This window comes from Agromyces sp. CCNWLW203, assembly GCF_036576125.1.
Lineage (GTDB): Bacteria > Actinomycetota > Actinomycetes > Actinomycetales > Microbacteriaceae > Agromyces.
Map to the genome: position 1 here is coordinate 1137391 of NZ_JAZHYX010000001.1, position 23138 is coordinate 1160528.

Sequence of the window (23138 nt, forward strand, 5' to 3'; positions counted from 1 at the left end):
GTGGCAGCCCGCGAAAGAGAGTTCACCGCGCCGACGGTCCAGCTCCTGACCCATGAGGGCGAACTTCGTCCCTCCCCCGAGGCCGAGGCCTATCTCCCGCTCGTCGAGGCGTTGAGCGACGCCGAGCTGCAGCGCTTCTACCGCGACATGGCGGTCTCGCGCCGCATCGACGTGGCCGGCGCGAACCTGCAGCGGCAGGGCCAGCTCGCCCTGTGGGTGCCGAGCCACGGCCAGGAGGCGGCGCAGGTCGGCTCCGCGCACGCGGCCCGCCCGCAAGACCACCTCTTCCCGTCCTACCGCGAGCACATCGTCGGCATGATCCGCGGGCTCGACCTCTCCCGCATCTTCGCGCTGCTGCGGGGCGCCACCCTCGGCGGGTGGAACCCCGAGGAGAACGGCAACTTCCACCTCTACACGCTCGTGCTCGCCTCGCAGACGCTGCACGCCACGGGCTACGCGATGGGCCTCCAGTTCGACGGTGCGACCGCGACGGGCGACCCCGAGACGGATGCCGCGGTGCTCGTGTACTACGGCGACGGCTCCACATCGCAGGGCGACGCCAACGAGGCGCTCGTCTTCGCGTCGAGCTACCAGACGCCGCAGGTCTTCTTCATCCAGAACAACCAGTGGGCGATCTCGGTGCCGGTCGCCCGGCAGTCGCGCAGCCCGCTCTCGCTCCGCGGCGGCGGCTTCGGCATGCCGGGCGTACGCGTCGACGGCAACGACGTGCTCGCGAGCTACGCGGTCACCCGTCAGTCGCTCGAGGAGGCGCGTGCCGGCGACGGGCCCAGCCTCATCGAGGCCGTGACCTACCGCATGGGCGCCCACACGACCGCCGACGATCCCACGAAGTACCGCACCGACGACGAGGTGGCGTACTGGGAGGCCCGCGACCCGATCACGCGCTACCGCACGTGGCTCGAGGGCCGCGGGGCATCCGCTTCGTTCTTCACCGACGTCGAGGCCGAGGCGAACGACATCGCCGCAGACTTGCGCCGCCGCGCGCTCGAACTGCAGGCGCCGACGCGCGAGGCGATCTTCGAGCACGTCTACAGCGAGCCGCACCCGCTCATGGTCGAGCAGGCCGCATGGCTCGAGAACTTCGAGACCTCGTTCGAGGGTCCGGCAGGGGGCGCAGCATGAGCGCGCGCACCGAGGAGGAGAACCACGTGACGGATGTCGCGAGCGACACCGCGGCCACGGCTGCACCCTCGGCGGGCGAGGCGCCCGTACGCGGCGTGCAGACGCTCTCGATGGCGAAGGCCATCAACGCGGGCCTTCGTGAGGCGCTCCGCGCCGACGAGAAGGTGCTGCTCATGGGTGAAGACATCGGCCCGCTCGGCGGCGTCTTCCGCGTGACAGAGGGCCTGTCGGCCGAGTTCGGCGACAAGCGCATCCTCGACACCCCGCTCGCCGAGTCGGCCATCGTCGGCACGGCGATCGGCCTCGCGATGCGCGGCTACCGTCCGGTCATCGAGATCCAGTTCGACGGCTTCATCTTCCCCGCGTTCGACCAGATCACGACGCAGCTCGCGCGCCAGACGGTGCGTCACGACGGCAGCCTCTCGATGCCTGTCGTGATCCGTGTGCCCTATGGCGGACACATCGGCTCGATCGAGCACCATCAAGAGAGCCCCGAGGCGTACTTCGCGCACACCCCGGGCCTGCGCGTGGTGAGCCCGTCGAACCCGCACGACGCGTACTGGATGATCCAGGAGGCGATCCGCTCAGACGACCCCGTGCTGTTCTTCGAGCCGAAGAGCCGGTACTGGCCGAAGGGGCCGGTCGACCTCGACCACGCCGGCCTGCCGCTGCACGCCAGCCGCGTCATGCGCCAGGGCACCGATGTCACCGTCGTCGGCCACGGCGCGATGATCGCGACCCTGCTGCAGGCGGCCGACATCGCCGAGACCGAGGGGCGCAGCATCGAGGTCGTCGACCTCCGCTCGCTCTCCCCGATCGACTACGGGCCCCTGCTCGAGTCGGTGCACCGCACCGGACGGCTCGTCGTCGTGCAAGAGGCGTACGGCAACGTGTCGGTCGGCTCCGAGATCGCCGCGACCGTCGCCGAGCGGGCGTTCTACTCGCTCGAGGCGCCGGTGCTGCGCGTCTCGGGTTTCGACACCCCGTTCCCGCCGGCCGCACTCGAGACCGAGTACCTGCCGAGTCCCGACCGGGTGCTCGAAGCCGTCGACCGCGCCCTTGCCTATTGATCTGGAGCGCGGAGCAAGGCGTGCGGGCATTGACATGACGAACACGGCATAGACCGACTGCGAGGGTAAAGAGTATGAGCGAGATCCGATTCCCCCTCCCCGATGTCGGCGAGGGCCTCACCGAGGCCGAGATCGTGCAGTGGCGCGTCGCGCCCGGTGATCGCATCAGCCTCGACCAGGTCTTCGTCGAGATCGAGACGGCGAAGTCGCTCGTCGAACTGCCGAGCGCGTACGAGGGCGTCGTCGCCGAGCTGCTCGTCGACGAGGGCAACACGGTCGACGTCGGCACGCCGATCCTGGTCATCCAGACGGATGCCGCTGCGCCCGCCTCCGACGCACCTGCCGCGCCGTCCGCTGCTGAGGCCGGTACGGCGTCGGCGACCCCGGCGTCTGCCGGCGGTGCTGAACCTGCCGCCGAGTCCCTGCCGATCTACGGCACGCTACCGGCTGCCGATGCCGCCGATGCCAGCGGCGCCGTGCTCGTCGGGCACGGCAGCTCGGGCCCGGCGGCGACGCGTCGTCGTCGTCACACCACGCCCGACGGGGCGCACGGGCACCTGGCCGACCCCACTCCCCCGCCCGCACCGGTGAACCCAGCCCCTGCCGCCGCGGCGTCAGCCGCGGCATCCGCTGCCGTCGCTGCTCGACCCGCCCCGCAGCTGCCCGTCATCGCGAAGCCGCCGATCCGCAAGCTCGCGAAAGACCTCGGCGTCGACCTCTCGCGCGTTGCTCCGACGGGCCCCATCGGCGACATCACGCGCGACGACGTGATCCGCGAGGCGAGCCAGGCGAGCGTGTTCCGCAACATCCAGACGCCCGAGCGCCCCGAAGGGCGTGAGGAGCGCATCCCCGTCAAGGGCGTGCGCAAGGCGATCGCGAACGCGATGGTGCAGAGCGCGTTCCAGGCGCCGCACGTGAGCCTGTTCGTCGACGTCGACGCGAGCCGCACGATGGAGTACCTCAAGCGCCTGAAGGCGTCACCCGACTACGCGGGCGTCAAGATCTCACCGCTCCTCATCATGGCGAAGGCCCTGATCTGGGCGGCACGCCGCAACCCGACCGTGAACGCGCAGTGGACCGACACCGAGATCGTGGTCAAGAACTACGTGAACCTCGGCATCGCCGCGGCGACGCCGCGCGGGCTCATCGTGCCGAACGTCAAGGAGGCGCAGTCGTTGACGATGGTCGAGCTCGCGACGGCGCTCGAGCGTCTCACGCTGACGGCGCGCGAGGGCAAGACGCAGCCCGCCGAGATGCAGGGCGGCACGATCACGATCACGAACATCGGCGTCTTCGGCATGGACACCGGCACCCCGATCCTGAACCCGGGCGAGGTTGCGATCGTCGCGCTCGGCACGATCAAGCAGAAGCCGTGGGTCGTCGACGGCGAGGTGCGTCCGCGCTTCGTCACGACGATCGGTGCGTCGTTCGACCACCGCGTGGTCGACGGCGACGTGGCCTCCCGATTCCTCGCCGATGTGGCGTCGATCATCGAGGAGCCGGCGCTCCTGCTCGAGTAGCGCGCACTCTGCGGGTCGAGCCCACGCCCTGCGGGTGAGCCGGTCAACCTTCCGGGCCGGTTACAGGTGCAGGTCGTAGGCGATCGCCTCTGGCGTGCGCGACGACTGGGCGAAGCCCGCACCCTCGAGCGCACGTCGGGCGGGCAGGTTCGGCACCTCGGCCTCGGCGCGGAGGATGACCACACCGGCGGCGCGCGCGAGCTCGACGACGGCCGCGACGGTGTGCGTCGAGAGCCCCTGGCCGCGCACGGCCGGCACGAGCCCGAATGCGAACTCGACGGCCCCGTCGTCACCGGGCGGGCCGAACAGGTTCACTCCCCCGATCGCCGGGCCGTCTTCGCCTCGCCGAACGAGGTAGGGGCCGAAGGGCGTCGGGTCACCGTTCTCCTGCACCGTTCGGACGTACTCGGCGAGCAGCTCGGGCTCGTCGGTGAAGGCGTAGGCGCCTTCCCATCCATCGTGCGGGTCGACCTCGCCGGCGAGCACGCGCTCGGCATCGGCGACGGTGAACGGATGCAACGTGAGAGGTGCTGTCGTCGTATCCACGTGCTTCACTCTCGCACGTCGGTGCGACACTCGCCAGAGCTGTCCACAGGATGACGTGGGAATGCGCGGATCGCCCGCCGATGTTCATTCAGTATGTCCATATCGGTCGCTTCATGGTTTTGACAATCATTATCAATAAGGCGTACGGTGGAGTCATGAGCAAGCGAACCAGCGCCTTCCGCCGACTGCCCGTGACCCTGGCCGGCGGTGCGGTGCTGACGGTGTCTGCGCTGGCTCTCGCGGGATGCTCCACTCCCGGTGCAGCCGGTGCGTCCGGCGACGGTCCCGACATCGTCGCGACGACGACCCAGGTCGGCGACTTCACTCGTGAGCTCGTCGGCGACAGCGCAGCGGTCACCCAGTTGCTCTCCCCCGGTCAGAGCGCCCACAGCTTCGACCCCTCGGCTGCGCAGCTGCTCGCCCTCTCGCAGGCAGACGCGCTCGTCGTCAACGGCGGCGGGCTCGAGAGCTGGCTCGACGACGCCGTGCAGGCCTCCGGCTTCGACGGGGTGCTGATCGACGCGAGCACCGGCATCGAGCTCCACGGCACGCACGACCACGATCACGGTGCCGAGGGCCATGACGATGCCGAAGCCCACGACGATGCTGCGGAGCACGACGACGCCGAGGGCCACGACGACCACGCGCATGACGAGACCGAGGCGACTGATGCCGCGGACGACCACGCCGCACACGACGACCACGATCACGGCGCCGGCAACCCTCACATCTGGACCGATCCCGAGCTCGCCGAGCAGATGGCCCGGAACATCGCCGAAGGACTCGCCGAGGTGCCGGGCGTCGACGCGGCGGCCATCGCGAAGAACGAGGCCGAGTACCTTCCGAAGCTCGACGCCCTCGACGAGTGGATCAGCGAGAACGTCGAGACGGTGCCGGTGGCCGACCGACTGCTCGTGACGAATCACGACGCGTTCACGTACTTCGTCGAGGCGTACGACGTCACCTTCGTCGGCAGCATCATCCCGAGCTTCGACGACAACGCCGAGCCGAGCGCCGCCGAGATCGATGCGCTCGTCGACCGCATCGGCTCCACCGGTGTCGCCGCCGTGTTCTCCGAGGCATCCATCTCGCCGAAGGCCGCCGAGACCATCGCCGCCGAAGCGGGGGTCACGGTCTACTCCGGGCCCGACGCGCTCTACGGCGATTCACTCGGGGTGGAGGGCAGCGACGGTGCCACCTACCTCGGCAGCCAACTGCACAACGCGCGCCTGATCCTCGAATCGTGGGGCGTCACGCCTACCGCGCTGCCCGCGGCACTGCAAGGATGACAGCATGAACGACTCCCCCGTGCTGCGCCTCCGCGGCGCGGCGTTCACCCACCCCGGCGGCACGGGAGTCAGCGGCCTCGACCTCGACATCGCGCCCGGCGAAGCCGTCGCCCTCATCGGGCCGAACGGCGCGGGCAAGTCGACCCTGCTGAAGGGCATCCTCGGTCTCGTGCCGCGCACGGCCGGCACGATCGAGTTCGGCGTCGGTGCGGCGAGCACTACCGAAACGCATGCCGTGAACGGCATGGTCGGATTCCTGCCGCAGTCGGCCGACCTCGACCCCGACTTCCCGATCAGCGTCGAGCAGGTCGTGATGCAGGGTCGTTATCGCGGTCTCGGGCTGTTCCGCTGGCCGGGCCGCGCCGACCGCGCCGCCGTCCGCGATGCCCTCGCCACCGTCGGCCTCGGCGCACTCGCCAAGCGCCCGTTCGGCGAACTCTCGGGCGGACAGCGGCAGCGCGGGCTCCTCGCCCGGGCTCTGGCCTCCGATCCCCGGCTGCTGCTGCTCGACGAGCCGTTCAACGGTCTCGACCAGCCGAATCGCGACGCGCTCGTCGAGACGCTCCGCGCACTGAAGGCCCGGGGTGTCGCGGTGCTCGTCTCGACGCACGACCTCGATCTCGCTCGACGCGTCTGCGACTCGGTGGTGCTCGTCAACGGCACCCAGCTCGCGAGCGGCCCGGTCGATGAGGTGCTCACCCTCGGCAACGTGCAGGAGTGCTTCGAGGGCGTCGAGGTCGAGATCGACGAGCACACCCTCGTCGTGCCCGGGCACGAGGGTCATTGAATGCCGATGACGACATATCTCGCATCTGGTCGTGCCGACCCGGGTCGACCTGGCGGTGACGGATGTCGCTGACCGACGCCCTCTTCGGTGCGTTCGCGATCCCCTTCATGGGCCGCGCCCTGGTCGTGATGCTGGTGCTCGCGGTCGTCGCCGGATTCGTCGGCGTGCTCGTGAACCTCAGGGGCCTCGAGTTCATCAGCGACGGCCTGACCCACGCCGTGTTCCCCGGGCTCGCGATCGGCCTCGCGATCGGCGGCAGCGCGGGGCTCCTGCCCGGAGCGGCGATCGCGGCACTCGCGGGCGCCCTCGCGCTGACCTGGCTCGATCGCGCCGGCATCACCTCCGACGCGGCGATCGCCATCGTGCTCACCGCGACATTCAGCGTCGGTGTCATCGTGGTCTCGCGCAGTGACGACTATGCCGGCGAGCTCGAGGCCCTGCTCTTCGGCCGCGTGCTGACGATCCCGCCCGCAGAGGTGCTGCCGCTCGTCGCCGTGAGCCTCGTGGCGCTCGTCATGGTGCTGCTGACGTTGAAGCAGCAGCTGTATCGCGCCTTCGACGCGAAGGGCAGCCGGGCCGCCGGCGACTCGGCGCTCGTGCTCGACCTCGTGCTCAACTCGGCGATCGCGCTCGTCATCGTCGCGGCGGCGAGCACGATCGGCACGCTGCTCGTGCTGGCACTGCTCATCGTGCCCGGCGCGGTGGCGCGGCTCGCGACGGCGCGGTTGTGGTGGCTGTTCCCCGCCGCGGCGCTCTTCGCGGCGGTGGCGGCGTGGCTCGGACTGGCACTCGGGTTCGCGGTCTCGGTGGGCGCGGGGGTCGACGTGCCGGCCGGCAGCACGATCGTCGCGGTCTTCGTGGTCGGGTACGGGTTCGTGCTTGCCGTGAGCTCGATGTTCGGTCGGCGCGGCCGGTCGATGCGGGCGGCGGGTCTCGATACGCGTCCTCCTTCGTCGGGCGCTACTCGACCGGCGGCGGCTGAGGTGCCGTCGCCCGGGTCGGCTCCGGCGGGCGCGGGCGCGGGGGAGGGACGCTGATGGGGTACTTCGAGCGGGCCCTCATCGCCGCGATCATCATCGGCGCCGGGGCCGGCCTCGTCGGCAGTCTCGTCGTGGTGCGCCGACGCACCTTCTTCGCGCAGGCGCTGACGCACGGCACCTACCCGGGCGCCGTCGCCGCTGCCGCTCTCGGTGTGAGCGTGCCGGCGGGTGCGGCCGCGGCATCCGTCGTGCTCGTGGCCGTGATGGCGGGAATCGCACGCGTGCGACGGCAGGGTGCGCAGGTCGCGGCCGGCATCGTGCTCACGGGCGGCTTCGCTGCCGGGGCACTGCTCCAAGCACTGATCCCGGGTCTCCCGGTTCGCGCCGAATCCCTGCTCATGGGCTCCATCCTCACCGTGAGCGACGGAGACATTCTGCTCGCGGCATGTGTCGGAGTCGTGGCGGTCGTGTGCATCTCGTTGTTCGGCAAGGAGATCGCGTTCTCGACCTTCGATCCCCACGGGTTCCGTGCTGCCGGGTACCGCGAGTGGCCCGTCGAACTGCTCGTGCTCGCCCTCACGGCCGCATCGGTCGTGAGCTCGCTCCCCGCCGTCGGCGCCATCCTCGCGATCGCCCTCATCGCCGCGCCCGCGGCGGCCGCCCGGCTCATGGTTCGCTCGTTCCGCGGCCTGCTGTTCGCGGCGCCCCTGATCGGTGCAGCGTCGGGCGTGCTGGGCGTCACCGCCTCGAGGCTGCTCGAGATCGCCGCCGGTCCGGCCATCGCCCTCTCGGCCACCGCCTTCTTCCTGCTCGCACTCGGCATCTCCAAGGTTCGGGCGCTACCGTTGAACCGAGTCGCCATACCGGTGGAGACCGCGGAGGACGCACGGATCGCATGAAGCGCAACACCTGGCAGCGTGAGGCTGTTCGCGAGGCCCTCGACGACACCGAGGGATTCATCAGCGCGCAGGCGCTGCACTCGACCCTGCACGCCAACGGTTCGCCGATCGGCCTCGCCACGGTGTACCGCGCACTCGGCGACCTCGCCTCGAACGGCGAGGCCGATTCGCTGCAGTCGCCCGAGGGTGAGGCGCTCTATCGTGCCTGCAGCACGACGGGTCATCACCATCACCTCATCTGCCGCAACTGCGGGCTGACCGTCGAGATCGCCGCCGACGAGGTCGAGGTATGGGCGAAAGCGGTCGCCGCAGAGCACGGGTTCACGGGCGCCGCGCACGTCGTCGACGTCTTCGGGCTCTGCGCGAGCTGCACGGCGCTGCAGGCCGCGGGGGAGTAGCGCCCCACCCACCCGTGCGCGAGCGCAGCGCAGCACCGCAGGTGCGGCAGCCTCGCCACCGTGCACGAGCGGCGCAGGCTCCCGCGGCATGCGCAGCCGAAATCCCTGATCAGATCTGTTTTTGCACCGCACGATTTGGGTTGTCCCGACCACGTCGATACGGTGGACGTGGTCCTGCAAGACCGAATCGCCCAGTCCGCGCTTCTGCATGCCGAAATCGGAATGCGGAAACGTATGGTTCGGCGGCGTGGCGTCCGGCCCCGATGGCCGGCTCCATGGAAGTCGTGTTTCGCCCCAGATCGCAGCAACTGATCGGGGCTTGAGTCCAGACCTCCGCATCGCCGTCAACCCGGCCGTGACCCACGAGTCAGCCCTGCCCGATTCTCGACCGCTCACGCCTGGCGTGCGCGGTGTTCGGCGTGCGCTCCGGGAGCCAGTCCATGTCCGAAACACCAGCACGCGAGGCCGCGACACCAGCACGCGAGGCCGCGACGCCGGCACGCGAGGCCGCGACAGCAGCGTCCGAGGCCGAGACCCCGGCGCTCTCGGTCCGCCGCCTCATCAAGTTCTTCGGGCGCAAGCCCCGCGAGGCACTCGAACGCCTTCGCACCGGCGCCGATCGCGCCGACCTCGCACCGCTCGGCACCGCCGCGGTGATCGACGCCGACTTCGATGTGCGCCGCGGCGAGATCTTCGTCGTCATGGGCCTCTCGGGATCGGGCAAGTCGACGCTCATCCGCACCCTGAACGGCCTGCTCGAACCGACCGACGGCACCGTCACGGTGATGGGGGAGACCATCACCGGGATGTCGCCGAAGCGGCTCCGCGAGGTGCGTCGTCGCCACGTCTCCATGGTCTTCCAGCACTTCGCGCTGCTGCCGCACCGCAGCGTGCTCGAGAACGCCGCCTACGGGCTCGAGATCCAGGGCGTGCCGGCCGCCGAGCGGCGTGCTCGCGCCGAGCGCATCCTCGACCGCGTCGGCCTCGGCGGCTGGGGTGACAAGATGCCCGCAGAGCTCTCGGGCGGCATGCAGCAGCGCGTGGGGCTCGCCCGTGCGCTCGCGTCGGACACCGACATCCTGCTGATGGACGAGGCCTTCTCGGCGCTCGACCCGCTGATCCGCAAGGAGATGCAGGAGCAACTCGTCGAGCTGCAGCAGGAGCTCGGCAAGACGATCGTCTTCATCACTCACGACCTGAACGAGGCGATGTTCCTCGGCGACCGTATCGCGGTCATGCGCGACGGTCGCATCGTGCAGCTCGGCACCGCCGAGGAGATCCTCACCGACCCGGCCGACGATTACGTCGCCCAGTTCGTGCAGGACGTCGACCGCTCGCGCGTGCTCACCGCCGGCAACGTCATGGAGGCGCCGCGCGCCGTCGTGACCGCCTCGGCAGGCCCGCGAGCTGCGCTGCGTTCGATGCGCGACCTGCAGACCTCGATGGTCTTCGTGGTCGGCAGCGGGCGGCGCCTGCTCGGCGTCGTGCACGACCGCGACGTGCTGCGCCTCGTGCAGCGCGGCGAGCGATCGCTCGAGCCGGCGATCAGCGACGACCACCCCGTCGTCGGCGCCGACGAGCACCTCTCCGAACTCTTCGAGAGCGCCGTCGAGAGCCAGCTGCCGCTCGCGGTCGTCGACGACCAGGGGCGCCTGCTCGGCGCCGTGCCGCGCGTCACCCTGCTTGCGGCACTCGGCAACGTCTCGTCGAACACGGGGGAGCACGCCGTCATCGAGATGCCCGCGACGATTCCGGTCGACGTCATCACCGCCACGCTGCACCGCACGGCGCGGGCCGACACGGCGATCGCCGATGCCGCCGACGCGACCGCCGTCGCGGCGGCTGCGGCTGAGGCCGCCGACATCCGTGCCGAAGCACTGATTCGAGAGGCGTCAGCGGTCGAAGCGGATGCGGCGGGGGAGAGGAGCCCGGCATGAACGACTTCCGACTCCCGCTCGGCGACTGGGCCGACGCCGTCATCCACTTCATCACCGACGTGTTCGGCGGCTTCTTCACGATCGTGCGGAGCATCTTCGCCGGCTTCTACGACCTCGTCGACTTCGCGCTGCAGGCTCCGCCGTTCTGGGTCGTCATCCTCGTGCTCGCCGCGATCGCCTGGCTCGCGAAGGGGTGGAAGCTCGCCGTCGGCACCGCCCTCGGCCTGCTCGTGATCGTCGGCGTCGACCAGTGGGACAACGCGATGTCGACGCTCGCGCTCGTGCTCGTCGCCTCGCTCATCGCCGTCGTGATCTCGGTGCCACTCGGCGTGCTGGCCGCGCGTTCCGACGTGGCGTCGAAGGTCATCCGGCCGATCCTCGACTTCATGCAGACGATGCCCGCGATGGTCTACCTGATCCCGGCGCTGATCCTGTTCCGCGTCGGCGTCGTGCCCGGCATCGTCGCGACGATCATCTTTGCGATGGCGCCCGGCGTGCGGCTCACCGAGCTCGGCATCCGCGGCGTCGACAAGGAGGTCGTCGAGGCCGGCCAGGCGTTCGGCTCGTCGCCGTGGCGCATCCTCCGCCAGATCCAGCTGCCGCTCGCGATGCCGAGCATCATGGCCGGCGTCAACCAGGTCATCATGCTCTCGCTCTCGATGGTCGTCATCGCCGGCATGGTCGGCGCGGGCGGGCTCGGCGGCGAGGTCGTGCAGTCGCTCACCCGCATCGACGTCGGGCTCGGCTTCGAGGCCGGCCTCTCGGTCGTGATCCTCGCGATCATCCTCGACCGGGTCACCGGCGCGCTCGGCACCAAGCGAGCGCCGCGTCGTCGAAACGGTCAGTCGCCGGCGACGGATGCCGCGGAGCCGCTCGGCCCCGAGGCGGAACGTCTGCCCGCGGCATCCGCCACCGCCTGACCGCGTCTCGCGAATCCCCACCCACCTCCTCACTCACCCTTCACCCCCTGCAGCAATTCAGGAGCGGAGGCGTGTCGCGGCCCGGATCGCCCCGATTCGGCCCGACACGCCGGCGCGAACCTGAATTGCTGCAGCGAGAAGACGAGGGCGCGCGACATCCGCTCGCCCACACGGCCGCGAACGGCGGCCATCCCCAACACCCGTGCCACAGCACACGGGAGGAAAGGAACACATGAAGAAGCGCACCCTCACCGGAGCCCTCGCACTCGGAGCCGTCTCGGCCCTCGCCCTCAGCGGCTGCGCCGCCGGCGCCGAGGCCGAGACCCTCGAGAACGGCGACCAGAAGGACGTCACGATCGCCGTGTTCAACGGCTGGGACGAAGGGGTCGCCGCGAGCGAGCTCTGGAAGGCCGTGCTCACCGAGCAGGGCTACGACGTGACGCTCGAGTACGCCGACCCGGCGCCCGTCTACACCGGTCTCACGACCGACGACTACGACGTGACCCTCGACACCTGGCTGCCGATCACGCACGCCGACTACATCGAGCAGTACGGCGACGACCTCGTCGACCTCGGCGCCTGGAACGAGGACGCGAAGCTCACCATCGCGGTGAACGAGGACGCCCCGATCGACTCGCTCGACGAGCTCGCCGCCAACGCCGACCTCTTCGGCAACCGGCTCGTCGGCATCGAGCCGGGCTCGGGCCTGAACCGCGTCACGACCGACGAGGTCATCCCGACCTACGGGCTCGAGAAGATGGAGTACCTCACGAGCTCGACTCCCGCCATGCTCGCCGAGCTCACCGCGGCCACCGACGCCGGCGAGAACATCGCCGTCACCCTGTGGCGCCCGCACTGGGCGTACGACGCGTTCCCCCTGAAGGACCTCGAGGACCCCGAGGGCACGCTCGGCGACGCCGAGGGAATCCACTCCTTCGGTGGCAAGAGCTTCGAGGAGAACTACCCGACCCTTGCCGGCTGGCTGAAGGGCTTCACGATGGACTCCGAGCTGCTCTTCTCGCTCGAGAACGCCATGTTCAACGGCGACGCCGACTCCGACGACTACGCCCCGGTGGTCGAGCAGTGGATCGCCGACAACCGCGACTACGTCGAGACCCTCACCGACTGAGTCCGCCGGTTCCGAACGAGCGGATGCCGCGGGCGCAGTGCTGCCCGCGGCATCCGCTCGTTCGCCCTCAGTGCGTGAACGTCGAGACCTGACCCTCGACGGGCATGGGAGCCTCGAGCGCGTCGAGGTACGCGACGGCCTCCTGGATGTCGCGCACGAGCGACTCGGCGAGGTTGCGGCTGAGGCCGTTGCGCACGACGATGCGCTGCACGACGAGGTCGGAGATGTCGTCGGGCATGGGATAGGCGGGGATGAGCCAGCCCTTCAGGCGCAGGCGCTCGGACAGGTGGTAGAGGTTCCACTTGTCGGTGTGGCCCTTCTTCAACTGCCACGCGAACACCGGGATGTCGGTGCCGTCGTTCCACAGCTCGAACGCGTCGATCTGCGCGATCTCGCCCGAGAGGTAGACCGCGACGTCCTGCGACGTCTGCTGCACCTTGCGATAGCCCTCCCATCCGAGCCGCAGGAACAGGTAGTACTGCAGCAGCACCTGCGCGCCGGGCCGCGAGAAGTTGAGCGCGAACGACGGCATGTGGCCGCCGAGGTAGGTGACGTCGAAGACGAGCTCCTCAGGCAGGTCCTCGACCGTGCGCCACACGACCCAGCCGAGCCCCGGGTACACGAGCCCGTACTTGTGAGCCGACGTGCTGATCGAGACGACACGGTCGACGCGGAAGTCCCACTCGAGCTCGGGCTGGAGGAAGGGCGCGATCATGCCACCGGATGCCCCGTCGACATGGATCTTCACGTCGAGCCCGGTCTTCGCTTGGATGTCGTCGAGCGCCTTCGAGATCTTCGCGATCGGCTCGTACATGCCGGTGTAGGTCACGCCCATGATTCCGACGACGCCGATCGTGTTCTCGTCGACGTACTTCTCGAGGTCGTGGCCGTCGAGCACCTTGTGCTCGTCGCTGATCGGCACGTATCGGGCCTCGACGTCGAAGTAGTTGCAGAACTTCTCCCAGCACACCTGCACGGCGCTCGAGAGGATGAGGTTCGGCTTCTCGGTCGACTTGCCCGCTGCGCGGCGCGCGAGCTGCCAGCGCCGCTTCAACGCGAGGCCGCCCAGCATGCACGCCTCCGACGAGCCGATCGTGGAGGTGCCGATGGCGCCTTCGGCGCTCGGCGCGTTCCAGAGGCTCGCGATCATCTTCCAGCAGCGCGTCTCGATCGCGGCCGTCTGCGGATACTCGTCTTTGTCGACCATGTTCTTGTCGGCCGATTCGGCGTAGAGCTTCGTCGCGTACGGATCCATCCAGGTGCCGACGAAGGTCGCGAGGTTCAAGCGCGCATTGCCGTCGAGCATCGACTCGTCGTGCACCACCTGGTAGGCGGTCTCGGGCAGGGCTTCGCCGTCGGGCAGCCGATTCAGCGGGAAGTCGGTCGCTTCGCCGGCTCGCGCGAAGATCGGATTCAGCTGCGTGCTGTCGCCGCCGTCGCGCGAATGGGATCGCGTCGTTCGTTCGGTCATCGGTTCCCCCCGAGTGCTGCATCACGTGCACGAATATGAGCGCTCCGGAAACGGTGAAGAACGGGTGTCGACCCCCGAAGACGGCCCAATGCCCGAGTGTGCTCGCATGGCGGTGGACCGTCAATAGTGCACATCGTGTGAAACCGGGGTCGCGAGAGTTGACGGGCACGCTGGTGGGCTGCAGGCTCCAACCATGAGCGTGCAGACCAACACCCGTGGTGACCGGCGTCACCTGCGGTTGCGCCGGGAGGCGTGGGGCTTCTCCGTCGGCTCACTGTTCTTCCTGGCCGGCGCGATCCCGTTCTACGCGGACTGGGCGGGCCCCGTCGGGGTCGGCGTCACGTTCTTCGTCGGTTCGATCTTCTTCACGCTCGCCGCGTTCATCCAGTTGAGTCTCAGTGGCCGGCACGTGCCGAGGCGGGGCACGAACCGGGCCGACCGCTGGGACTGGTGGGCGGCCGCCATCCAGTTCGCCGGCACCCTGCTCTTCAACGTCAGCACGGCCGCCGCGCTCGCCGCGGCGATCGCCGACCCCGACCGACTCGGGGCGGGATGGCGACCCGACGCCTGGGGGTCGGCGGCATTCCTCATCTCGAGCGTGTTCGCCGTCGTTGCGACGAAGGACCGAGGACTGCTGTGGGACCGGCACGCCCGATCGTGGCACGGCACCTGGCTGAACCTGCTCGGTTCGATCGCTTTCGGGGTCTCGGCCATCGGCGCGTACGTCGTGCCACAGACCGACTCGCTCCTGAGCGCGTTCTGGGCGAACTTCGGCACCTTCCTCGGCGCGCTGTGCTTCCTCGCCGCCGCGCTCCTGTCGCGGCGCGCGATCGACGAGGAACCCCCGAGCGCCGAGTGACGGATGCCGCGGCATCCGTCACCCGTCGTCGTCAGTCGGGACAGGTGCGGAAGTACTCGCGCAAGAGCTTCGCCGGCGCCTTGACCGCCCACGCCTCGGCCATGACCTCTTCGAGCCGGCGTCGGGAGATGCGGTCGAGGCGCACGAGCACGGCGGGGTAGCCGTCGAAGTGCCGCGTGGTGAAGAACGTAGACCGGTCGTCGGCGATGAGCGCGAACTTGACCGCCTCGTCTTCGGTCGCGGTGCTCAGCACAGGGCCGGTCTGCGCGGCGATGCCGAGCGAGTCGAGGTCGGCGCGGCGCAGGGGTCGCTCCCACGCGAAGGTCTTGGTGCGCACCTTCCACTGCAGTGTGCCCCGCGGCACGTGCTCGCTCGTCTCCGGCAGCGCGAGCGCGATCTCACGCACGTCGTCCCACGTGGCCATGGGCGAAGGCTACGTGCCCGGATGTCGCAGCGCATCGATCTCGGGACGGCTGGGATGCCGGCTGTGGTGTCGGCCGGGATGTGCGGTGCGGCGTGCTGCCGCGGCAGCCGCTCGGTGCGGCTGGCTGGTTCGGCGGGCCGGCCCCCATCTGGTAAGCTGGCTCGTTGGCTGGGCACTTCCACTGCCCATGCCGCGACACTCCCCATCGAAACCAGCGAGAGATCGCCGGCTTCAGCGTGGGGAAGGTCAGCAGACAAGAGACCTTGGGAGGGGCATCCGCCCCTCGGTATTGGAGGAAACCAATGGCAGCAGTGTGCCAGGTGACTGGAGCCGTTCCCGGCTTCGGGCACAACATCTCGCACTCGCACCGCCGGACGAAGCGCCGCTTCGACCCGAACGTGCAGAAGAAGACCTATTTCGTGCCGTCGCTTCGTCGCAGCATCACCATCAACGTGTCCGCCAAGGGCATCAAGGTGATCGACGCTCGCGGCATTGAGGCAGTGGTCAAGGACATGAAGGCACGTGGGGTGAAGCTCTAATGGCGAAAGCACAAGACATCCGCCCGATCATCAAGCTTCGGTCGACCGCCGGCACCGGGTACACGTACGTGACCCGCAAGAACCGCCGCAACAACCCCGACCGCCTCGTGCTCAAGAAGTACGACCCTGTAGTGCGCAAGCACGTCGACTTCCGAGAGGAGCGCTAAGACATGGCGAAGAAGAGCAAGATCGCACGCAACGACCAGCGCAAGGTCATCGTCGAGCGGTACGCCGCGAAGCGACTCGAGCTGAAGAAGGCGCTCGTCGACCCGAACGGCACCGACGAGAGCCGCGAGGCCGCTCGCGTGGGCCTGCAGAAGCTGCCCCGCAACGCGTCGCCGGTTCGCCTGCGTTCGCGTGACGCCATCGACGGCCGCCCCCGCGGTGTCCTCACGAAGTTCGGCGTCTCGCGCGTCCGCTTCCGTGACATGGCGCACCGTGGCGAGCTGCCCGGCATCACCAAGTCGAGCTGGTAGGCACGTAGCTTCACGCTTCACCGAAAGGGGCGTCCGGGTTCTCCCGGGCGTCCCTTTTCGCATGTCCGCAGCATCCGATGAGGCCGAATTCGCTCCCAGCGGACGCGACACGCCGAGGCGAAGGTGCCCGAAAGCGCCGGAAATCCGCGGGATTCCGCGGAACTCTGTTACATTCGAGGCGGCCTGATCGGCCACGGGGGCGGTTGAACGATCGTTCCCGAGAACTCACAATGCTGTACCGAACAGCGAACGTCCGAGGAGGACATTCAATGGCTGACAAGTCGCTCAACAAGACCGAGCTCGTCGCGAAGGTCGCAGCGTCGACCGGACAGAGCCAGGCTACCGTCGACGCCGTTCTCGGCGGCCTCTTCGAGGCGCTCGCCGAGTCCGTCGGCTCGGGCACGAAGGTCTCCATCCCGGGCTGGCTCGCCGTCGAGCGCACGCACCGTGCTGCTCGCACCGGCCGCAACCCGCAGACCGGCGCCGAGATCCAGATCCCGGCCGGTTACTCGGTCAAGGTCTCGGCCGGCTCGAAGCTCAAGGCTGCTGCGAAGTAACTGCGACTTCCCGAAGGGGCGTACGGCGTGAGCCGTGCGCCCCTTCGCCCGTTCCCTGTGCATCCTGAGTCCGCTCTGGGCGGACCCACGGGCTCTGCCGTCTAGGCTGGTTCGGTGCCCCGCTCCGTGCGAGTGCTCGGCCCCGCCGCACTCATCGCCGTCGCCCTCGTCGCGACGTTCGCCGGCCTCGCCTACGGCGGGGGAGCGGCCGAGCAGCTGATCCAGGACCCGGGCCCCATCGCCCGGTACGGCGTGCCGGTCGCGAAGCTCTTCGTGAACCTCGGCTCGGCCGGCATGATCGGCGCGCTCGTGCTCGCGGTCTGGGCGCTCAGCCCGAAGCGGCGAGAGTTCGACCTGGCACTCGACGTGGCTGCCGCATCCGCTGCCGTGCTGACGGTCGCGAGCGGCGCGACCGGCCTCTTCACCTTCCTGCTCGTCACGGGCGTGCCGTTCGACCTGAGCGACGCGTTCGGGCAGAAGCTCGGCCAGTTCGTGACGACCATCCCGCTCGGGCAGGCGTGGCTCACGACGATGCTCGTCGCGGCCGCCGTCACGGTGCTGTGCTTCGCGGTGCGCAACCACACCGCACTCGTCTTCGTCACGGTGCTCGCGGTCGCCTCGCTCGTTCCGCTCGCCCAGCAGGGCCACGCCGCGGGAGCCGCCGGTCACGCCGCAGCCGTCACGGGGCTCGGCCTGCACCTCGCCTTCGCCTCGGTCTGGCTCGGAGGCCTGCTCACGATCGTGCTGCTGAAGGGCGAGCTCGGCGAGAAGCGGCTGCCGGTCGTGCTCGCACGCTACTCGACCGTCGCGCTCATCAGTTTCATCGTCGTGGCGCTCTCTGGCTATGCGAGCGCCGCGCTCCGCATCGGCGACTGGGATCAGCTCTTCACCCCCTACGGCATGCTCGTGGTCGTCAAGATGATCGCCCTCATCGCGCTCGGCCTGTTCGGCGCCGCGCAGCGCCGGTTCCTGATCGGGCGGATGTCGCGGGCCGACGGATCCCGCAACGGCGCGTTCTGGTGGCTCGTCGTCGCCGAGCTCGCGTTCATGGGGCTCGCCTCGGGCGCGGCCGCGGCGCTCGCCCGCACGGCCACACCGGTCTCCGAAGAGGAGGCGGGCTCGCTCGCCCGCACGCCCGCCGAGATCCTCACCGGCGAGCCACTGCCGCCGTGGCCCGAGTGGACGCGGTTCTTCACCGAGTGGAACCCCGACCTGATCTGGCTGCTCGCGTGCGGCTTCGGCATCTTCTTCTACATCGCGGGCGTGCGGCGGCTTCGCAAGCGCGGCGATCGCTGGCCGGTCTATCGCACGGTGCTCTGGGTCTCGGGCCTGCTACTGCTCGTCTACATCACCAACGGCGGCGTGAACGTCTACGAGCAGTACCTCTTCTCGGCGCACATGCTCGCGCACATGGTGCTCACGATGGCCGTGCCCGTGCTGCTCGTGCCCGGTGCTCCGGTCACGCTCGCGGCCCGCGCCATCCGTGCCCGCAAAGACGGCAGCCGCGGCGGCCGCGAGTGGATCCTGCTCGCCGTGCACTCGAAGTTCGCCGGCTTCATCGCGAATCCGATCGTCGCCGCCCTGCTCTTCGTCGGCTCGCTCTGGGTCTTCTACTACTCGCCGCTCTTCCGCTGGACGATGCTCGACCACATCGGGCATGAGTGGATGATCGTGCACTTCCTCATCACGGGCTACCTGTTCGTGCAGTCCCTCATCGGCATCGACCCGGTGCCGTACCGACTGCCGTACCCGTTCCGGCTGCTGCTGCTGCTCGGCACCATGGCCTTCCACGCCTTCTTCGGCCTCGCGATCATGTCGAGCACGGGCCTGCTGCTCGCCGACTGGTACGGCGCGATGGGCTGGGGCACCGACGCGCTCGAAGACCAGCAGCTCGGCGGCGGCATCGCGTGGTCGATCGGCGAGATCCCGACGGTGGCGCTCGCGATCACCGTGGCCGTGCAATGGGCGCGCAGCGACGAGAAGGAGTCGAAGCGCCGCGACCGCCATGCCGACCGCACGGGCGACGCCGAGCTCGAGGCGTACAACGCGCAGCTCGCCGCGATCGCCGAGCACGACCGGCCGCAGTAGCCCTCTGTGGGTCGAGCTTGTCGAGACCGGTTTCGACAGGCTCAACCCGCAGTAACCGCGGCTACTTCAGCTGGATCGAGATGGACTCGTCGGGCTTGATCGTCGCTCCGAGGGCGACCGTGAAGGGCCGGTCCTCCTCGAGCGTGTAGCGGTGGCCGTCGAAGAGCGACTGCACCTCGACCGTGATGTGGGCGACGCCCTCGGTGGGCGGCATGTCGAACGAGGTCTCTCCCGGCGTCAGCGTGACCTGCGGCGACGTGACGATGCTCCACTGCGGGTCGCCGGTGACGCGGTCGTCGATCTCGATGCCGAACGGGCACTCGGCCGGTTGGAGCACGGGCTGCGCGGCGCACGCGGCGAGGAACTCGTCGAGCGTGACCTGCACGCGGTCGACGAACGCGGCCGTCGGCTGCGCGTCGACGGTGACCGCCGTGCGGCCAGCGGCATCGGCCTGCACCGCGACGGGTACCGCCTCGAGCAGTTGCGAACTGTACGAGACCTCGTAGACGGCGGGCGCGATCGCGATGTACGGCGTCACCTGGGTGAAGGCGGCGAGTTCGTCGCCCGACTTCAGGGCGCGCGTGTCGAGGGTGAGGGAGCCGACCGTGAAGGTGGGGTTGTGCGCGGCGGTGACGTCGATCACGGCGAGCGGGCTGATCGCGAACTCCCAGCGGTTCAGCACCCCGTAGAGCGGCTCGATGGGGCGCACGTCGAAGGAGGACTGCACGATCGCGTCGGCGAGCCGGTAGCTCGCGGTGACGGTGTGGGTGCCGTCGGCCCGGGCGACGTCGCTCATGATGCGCACGTCTTCGGGGCCCGACTCGATGACGCCGGTGCGCAGCATCGCGGTCGAGATGTTCGCGGGCAGGCCGAGGGCCGCGAGCTCGGCTTCGTCGAGCGCGACACCGGGGGTCGTGGATGCCTCGGCGATGTCGTCGTTCGCGATGGCCGTGAGGTAGCGCTCGATGAAGCTCGACGAGCCGTAGATCGTCTGGTTCAGCGCGCCGAGCGCGGCGGCGAAGGCGCCGACGAGGAGCACCGCGAGCCCCAGCCACCCGGCGACGGACAACGGCGAGACTCGACTGCTGCGCACTCCGGACGTCCCCACCGCACCAGTGTATGCGGCACCCGGTGGGGAAGCTGAGGCCTGAGCTCTGCACAGCAGCGCCCAGCGCGGCTCGTGCGCCGTGCGGGCCGGTTACAGTGGGATCGCCGCCACCTCAGCCTGCGGCATCCGCTCGCCGCACCCACTCGCCGAATCGAAAGCCCTCCAATGCAGAACGTCACCCTCAGCCGTGAACAGGCCGCGGTGTTCCAGGCCATCGAGGGCACGCGCGAGCACGTGTTCGTCACGGGTCGCGCCGGCACCGGCAAGTCGACCCTGCTGAACCACCTGAACTGGAACACGCAGAAGCAGATCGTGATCTGCGCGCCGACGGGCGTCGCCGCATTGAACGTCGGCGGGCAGACCATCCACTCGCTGTTCCGGCTGCCGATCGGGGTCATCGCCGATCACGACATCGAGCAGAACGACACGGTTCGCAAGATCCTGAACGCGATGGACACCCTCGTCATCGACGAGGTCTCGATGGTCAACGCCGACCTGCTCGACGCGATGGACCGGTCGCTCCGCCAGGCCAGGCAGCGCCCCTTCGAGCCGTTCGGCGGTGCGCAGGTCGTGCTCTTCGGCGACCCGTACCAGCTCGCTCCCGTGCCCGGCGATGCCGACGAGCGGGCGTACTTCGCCGACACCTACGACTCGATGTGGTTCTTCGACGCGAAGGTGTGGCGCGAGACCGACCTGCGCATCTTCGAGCTCGGCGAGATCCACCGCCAGCACGACGACGAGTTCAAGCACATGCTGAACGCGGTGCGGCACGGCATGGTGACGGCCGAGATCGCGGGGGTGCTCAACAGCGTCGGCGCTCGGCGGCCGCTGCCCGAGCAGGGCGCGATCACGCTCGCGACCCGCAACGACACCGTCAACCGCATCAATCGCACGCAGTTGCACCGGCTGCCTGGGCAGTCGCAGGGCAACGAGGCCGAGGTGAACGGCGACTTCGGCGGCCGGGCGTTCCCCGCCGACGAGAACCTCGAGCTGAAGCTCGGCGCGCAGGTCATGTTCCTCAGGAACGACACCGCGATCGGTCCCGAGGGGCAGCGCTGGGTGAACGGCACGATCGGCACGGTCACCTCGCTCGACCGCGTCGTGCGCGTCGACGTCGGCGGCGAGGAGCACGACGTCGAGCAGGTCACGTGGGAGAAGTACAAGTACACGTGGGACCCGGTGCGCAAGAAGCTCGAGAAGCAGATCGTCGCCGAGTTCACCCAGTTCCCGCTGAAACTGGCATGGGCGGTTACCATCCACAAGTCGCAGGGCGCGAGCTACGACACGGCGATCGTCGACCTCGGCCAGCGCGTCTTCAGCCCCGGGCAGACCTACGTCGCACTCAGCCGCCTCACCTCGCTCGACGGCCTCTACCTCGAGCGACCGCTTCGGCCGAGCGACATCATCGTCGACCGCAACGTCGAGCGCTTCATGTCGGGGGCCGATCGCGAGATCACGGCGCCGCAGGCCTGAGTCGCCGGCGCCCGTCATGGCCGCGCCGTTGCATTTCGGCGCCGTGGCCCGCCGGTCGGCGGGCCTCACCGCCCGGTCAACCGGCTTCGCCGCCTGACCGGGTTACACTTTGACCGGACACACGGCTGAGGGGAGCTCGGTGGCTGGCCAGATCAAGGTCGCACGGAGGATGGGGACTCTCGCGGTCCTGCTCGTCGGCGCGCTCGGACTGTCGGGATGCATCAGTGGTTCGGTCGACCCGTTGGCGCAGCTCCAGCCGGTCGATGCGACGTTCGACGACGAGCTCTCGGGCCAGCTGCAGGCGGTGCTCGACGAGGCTGTGCGGCTCAGCGGCTCGAGCGGCGGCATCGCCGGCGCCTGGTCGCCGTGGGCGGGGGAGTGGACGGGAGCCACGGGCACCGTCGACTTCAGCGAGAACGCCGAACCGGTCACCACCGACACCGAGTTCCACCTCGCGACCCTGACGAGCGAGGTGACCTGCACGGTGCTGCTGCAACTCGTCGAGGAGGGCCGGGTCTCGCTCGACGACGAGGCCGCCGAATACGTCGACTGGGTGCCCGGCATCGAGGGCATCACGCTCGGCCAGCTGTGCGCCCACACCTCGGGCATCGCCGACTACTACCCGGGCCTGAAGAGCCACTTCGTCGCCAACCCCGAGCGCATCTGGCCGCCCAACGAGCTCGTCTCGAGCGGACTGGCACTGCCGCGCACCGGCGCGCCCGGTGAACAGTGGGCGCACTCGCGCACGGGCGTGCTGCTGCTGTCGATGGCCCTCGAGCGCAGCACCGGTCGCGCCTGGAACGACCTCGCCGAACAGTACGTCTTCGGCCCCCTCGGCCTCGACGAGACGTCGCTGCCGTCACCGAACGACACCGAGCTCGACGGCGGCCTCGGGGCCTACTCGGCCGCCCTCGCCGCGAACGGCACGGCCGACTGCGCCGTCATCCGCGACGACACGGAGCAGTCGAGCTCGATGGGCGGCGCCGCGGCGGGCGCGGTCTCGAGCCTTGAAGACGCGCACCGCCTCAGTGCCGCCTTCGCGACCGGCGCCCTCCTCGAAGAGGGAACGGCGCGCAAGCAGTGGGCGCCGATCCCGCTCGGCGGCGACGCTCCCGCGTGGCAGAGCTGGGGTCTCGGCGGCGCGGAGTACGGGCCGATGCGCGGCCTCGCCGGAGAGTCGACCGGAGCCCTGACGGCGGCGTTCACCGACCCCGACAGCGGCCTGACCGTCGTGATCGCCCTCAACAACTCGACCTCGGGTGGCGACTTCGCGCGTGAGGCCGCCTTCGCCCTCGCCTCGCTCGCGTCGAAGGCCGCGCCCGCCCCCGAGCACGAGCAGCCGGTCGTCGAGCTGCCGTGGTCGTTCGAGCAGGCGACGACGAGGATGCAGGAGCTCGCGGTCTGCCCGAAACCGGATCCCGCCGCCGAGCCGGCACCGGAGACGGCACCCGCCGGCTGAGACGGCCCGACCGATCGAAGGCGGCGGCCATTCGCCAGGTGAGGATTCGTCACAACGGCGCTAGGC

Annotated in this window: 23 protein-coding genes; 19 read left to right on the forward strand and 4 right to left on the reverse strand. The window is 69.6% G+C overall.

Annotation, left to right across the window (positions count from 1 at the left end; translation table 11 throughout):
- The 3 genes from VPH61_RS05235 (at nucleotide 1) to VPH61_RS05245 (ending at nucleotide 3733) form a co-directional block, all read left to right on the forward strand.
- The gene (locus VPH61_RS05235; protein ID WP_332062439.1) at nucleotides 1-1143 is read left to right on the forward strand and encodes a thiamine pyrophosphate-dependent dehydrogenase E1 component subunit alpha; all 1143 of its coding nucleotides are present in this window, start codon (nucleotides 1-3) and stop codon (nucleotides 1141-1143) included.
- Nucleotides 1144-1253: 110 nt separating this feature from the next.
- A complete protein-coding gene (locus VPH61_RS05240; protein WP_332062542.1) occupies nucleotides 1254-2213 on the forward strand; it encodes an alpha-ketoacid dehydrogenase subunit beta in 960 nt (319 codons plus the stop codon).
- 74 nt (nucleotides 2214-2287) lie between these two features.
- Nucleotides 2288-3733, forward strand: a complete 1446-nt coding sequence (locus VPH61_RS05245) for a dihydrolipoamide acetyltransferase family protein (protein ID WP_332062440.1) — start codon at nucleotides 2288-2290, stop codon at nucleotides 3731-3733.
- Nucleotides 3734-3793: 60 nt separating this feature from the next.
- On the opposite strand, the gene VPH61_RS05250 is transcribed toward VPH61_RS05245, so the two are convergent.
- Nucleotides 3794-4279: a GNAT family N-acetyltransferase gene (locus VPH61_RS05250; protein ID WP_332062441.1), complete on the reverse strand. Its 486-nt coding sequence runs from the start codon at nucleotides 4277-4279 to the stop codon at nucleotides 3794-3796.
- Nucleotides 4280-4434: 155 nt separating this feature from the next.
- Here VPH61_RS05250 and VPH61_RS05255 point away from each other — a divergent pair, with 155 nt between their 5' ends.
- From VPH61_RS05255 to VPH61_RS05290, 8 genes are all read left to right on the forward strand, one after another.
- Nucleotides 4435-5568, forward strand: a complete 1134-nt coding sequence (locus VPH61_RS05255; protein ID WP_332062442.1) for a metal ABC transporter substrate-binding protein — start codon at nucleotides 4435-4437, stop codon at nucleotides 5566-5568.
- 4 nt (nucleotides 5569-5572) lie between these two features.
- Nucleotides 5573-6355, forward strand: a complete 783-nt coding sequence (locus tag VPH61_RS05260) for a metal ABC transporter ATP-binding protein (protein ID WP_332062443.1) — start codon at nucleotides 5573-5575, stop codon at nucleotides 6353-6355.
- Nucleotides 6356-6417: 62 nt separating this feature from the next.
- Nucleotides 6418-7392 carry a metal ABC transporter permease gene (locus VPH61_RS05265; protein ID WP_332062444.1) on the forward strand — a complete coding sequence of 325 codons (975 nt, stop codon included), beginning with the start codon at nucleotides 6418-6420 and terminating at the stop codon, nucleotides 7390-7392.
- The gene (locus tag VPH61_RS05270; protein ID WP_332062445.1) at nucleotides 7392-8234 is read left to right on the forward strand and encodes a metal ABC transporter permease; all 843 of its coding nucleotides are present in this window, start codon (nucleotides 7392-7394) and stop codon (nucleotides 8232-8234) included. Before VPH61_RS05265 ends, VPH61_RS05270 begins: the two co-directional genes overlap by 1 nt.
- Nucleotides 8231-8632, forward strand: coding sequence for a Fur family transcriptional regulator (locus VPH61_RS05275; RefSeq protein ID WP_332062446.1), 402 nt, complete (start codon nucleotides 8231-8233; stop codon nucleotides 8630-8632). The genes VPH61_RS05270 and VPH61_RS05275 overlap by 4 nt, the downstream gene beginning before the upstream one ends.
- 440 nt (nucleotides 8633-9072) lie before the next feature.
- Nucleotides 9073-10569 carry a quaternary amine ABC transporter ATP-binding protein gene (locus VPH61_RS05280; protein WP_332062447.1) on the forward strand — a complete coding sequence of 499 codons (1497 nt, stop codon included), beginning with the start codon at nucleotides 9073-9075 and terminating at the stop codon, nucleotides 10567-10569.
- Nucleotides 10566-11489, forward strand: coding sequence for an ABC transporter permease (locus VPH61_RS05285; RefSeq protein WP_332062448.1), 924 nt, complete (start codon nucleotides 10566-10568; stop codon nucleotides 11487-11489). The genes VPH61_RS05280 and VPH61_RS05285 overlap by 4 nt, the downstream gene beginning before the upstream one ends.
- Before the next feature lie 232 nt (nucleotides 11490-11721).
- Nucleotides 11722-12618 carry a glycine betaine ABC transporter substrate-binding protein gene (locus tag VPH61_RS05290; protein WP_332062449.1) on the forward strand — a complete coding sequence of 299 codons (897 nt, stop codon included), beginning with the start codon at nucleotides 11722-11724 and terminating at the stop codon, nucleotides 12616-12618.
- Between the two features lie 67 nt (nucleotides 12619-12685).
- Here the strand turns inward: VPH61_RS05290 and VPH61_RS05295 are convergent, their stop codons facing one another.
- Nucleotides 12686-14089 (reverse strand): glutamate decarboxylase, encoded by a 1404-nt coding sequence (locus tag VPH61_RS05295; RefSeq protein WP_332062450.1) that lies wholly within the window; start codon nucleotides 14087-14089, stop codon nucleotides 12686-12688.
- A 193-nt stretch (nucleotides 14090-14282) separates the two neighbouring features.
- On the opposite strand from VPH61_RS05295, the gene VPH61_RS05300 reads away from it, so the two are divergent.
- Nucleotides 14283-14948 carry a hypothetical protein gene (locus VPH61_RS05300; protein ID WP_332062451.1) on the forward strand — a complete coding sequence of 222 codons (666 nt, stop codon included), beginning with the start codon at nucleotides 14283-14285 and terminating at the stop codon, nucleotides 14946-14948.
- A 31-nt stretch (nucleotides 14949-14979) separates the two neighbouring features.
- Here the strand turns inward: VPH61_RS05300 and VPH61_RS05305 are convergent, their stop codons facing one another.
- Complete coding sequence (locus VPH61_RS05305; RefSeq protein ID WP_332062452.1) at nucleotides 14980-15372, reverse strand: MmcQ/YjbR family DNA-binding protein; 393 nt, start codon at nucleotides 15370-15372, stop codon at nucleotides 14980-14982.
- A gap of 302 nt (nucleotides 15373-15674) precedes the next feature.
- On the opposite strand from VPH61_RS05305, the gene rpmB reads away from it, so the two are divergent.
- The 5 genes from rpmB (at nucleotide 15675) to VPH61_RS05330 (ending at nucleotide 19032) form a co-directional block, all read left to right on the forward strand.
- Nucleotides 15675-15911 carry a 50S ribosomal protein L28 gene (gene rpmB / locus VPH61_RS05310; protein WP_332062453.1) on the forward strand — a complete coding sequence of 79 codons (237 nt, stop codon included), beginning with the start codon at nucleotides 15675-15677 and terminating at the stop codon, nucleotides 15909-15911.
- The gene (gene rpmG, locus VPH61_RS05315) at nucleotides 15911-16078 is read left to right on the forward strand and encodes a 50S ribosomal protein L33 (protein WP_022892462.1); all 168 of its coding nucleotides are present in this window, start codon (nucleotides 15911-15913) and stop codon (nucleotides 16076-16078) included. Before rpmB ends, rpmG begins: the two co-directional genes overlap by 1 nt.
- Nucleotides 16079-16081: 3 nt before the next feature.
- The gene (rpsN, locus tag VPH61_RS05320; RefSeq protein ID WP_332062454.1) at nucleotides 16082-16387 is read left to right on the forward strand and encodes a 30S ribosomal protein S14; all 306 of its coding nucleotides are present in this window, start codon (nucleotides 16082-16084) and stop codon (nucleotides 16385-16387) included.
- 269 nt (nucleotides 16388-16656) lie between these two features.
- A complete protein-coding gene (locus VPH61_RS05325; RefSeq protein ID WP_056007305.1) occupies nucleotides 16657-16944 on the forward strand; it encodes an HU family DNA-binding protein in 288 nt (95 codons plus the stop codon).
- Between the two features lie 114 nt (nucleotides 16945-17058).
- Nucleotides 17059-19032, forward strand: a complete 1974-nt coding sequence (locus tag VPH61_RS05330) for a cytochrome c oxidase assembly protein (RefSeq protein ID WP_332062455.1) — start codon at nucleotides 17059-17061, stop codon at nucleotides 19030-19032.
- Between the two features lie 61 nt (nucleotides 19033-19093).
- Here VPH61_RS05330 and VPH61_RS05335 read toward each other — a convergent pair whose 3' ends face one another.
- Nucleotides 19094-20140: a hypothetical protein gene (locus VPH61_RS05335; protein WP_332062456.1), complete on the reverse strand. Its 1047-nt coding sequence runs from the start codon at nucleotides 20138-20140 to the stop codon at nucleotides 19094-19096.
- Nucleotides 20141-20305: 165 nt separating this feature from the next.
- Here VPH61_RS05335 and VPH61_RS05340 point away from each other — a divergent pair, with 165 nt between their 5' ends.
- Both VPH61_RS05340 and VPH61_RS05345 read left to right on the forward strand, forming a co-directional pair.
- Entirely contained in the window at nucleotides 20306-21613 is a 1308-nt protein-coding gene (locus VPH61_RS05340; RefSeq protein ID WP_332062457.1) for an ATP-dependent DNA helicase, read from the forward strand.
- Nucleotides 21614-21782: 169 nt separating this feature from the next.
- On the forward strand, nucleotides 21783-23072 hold the full coding sequence (locus tag VPH61_RS05345) for a serine hydrolase domain-containing protein (protein ID WP_332062458.1): 1290 nt from the start codon (nucleotides 21783-21785) through the stop codon (nucleotides 23070-23072).
- The last annotated feature ends 66 nt before the right edge of the window (nucleotides 23073-23138 follow it).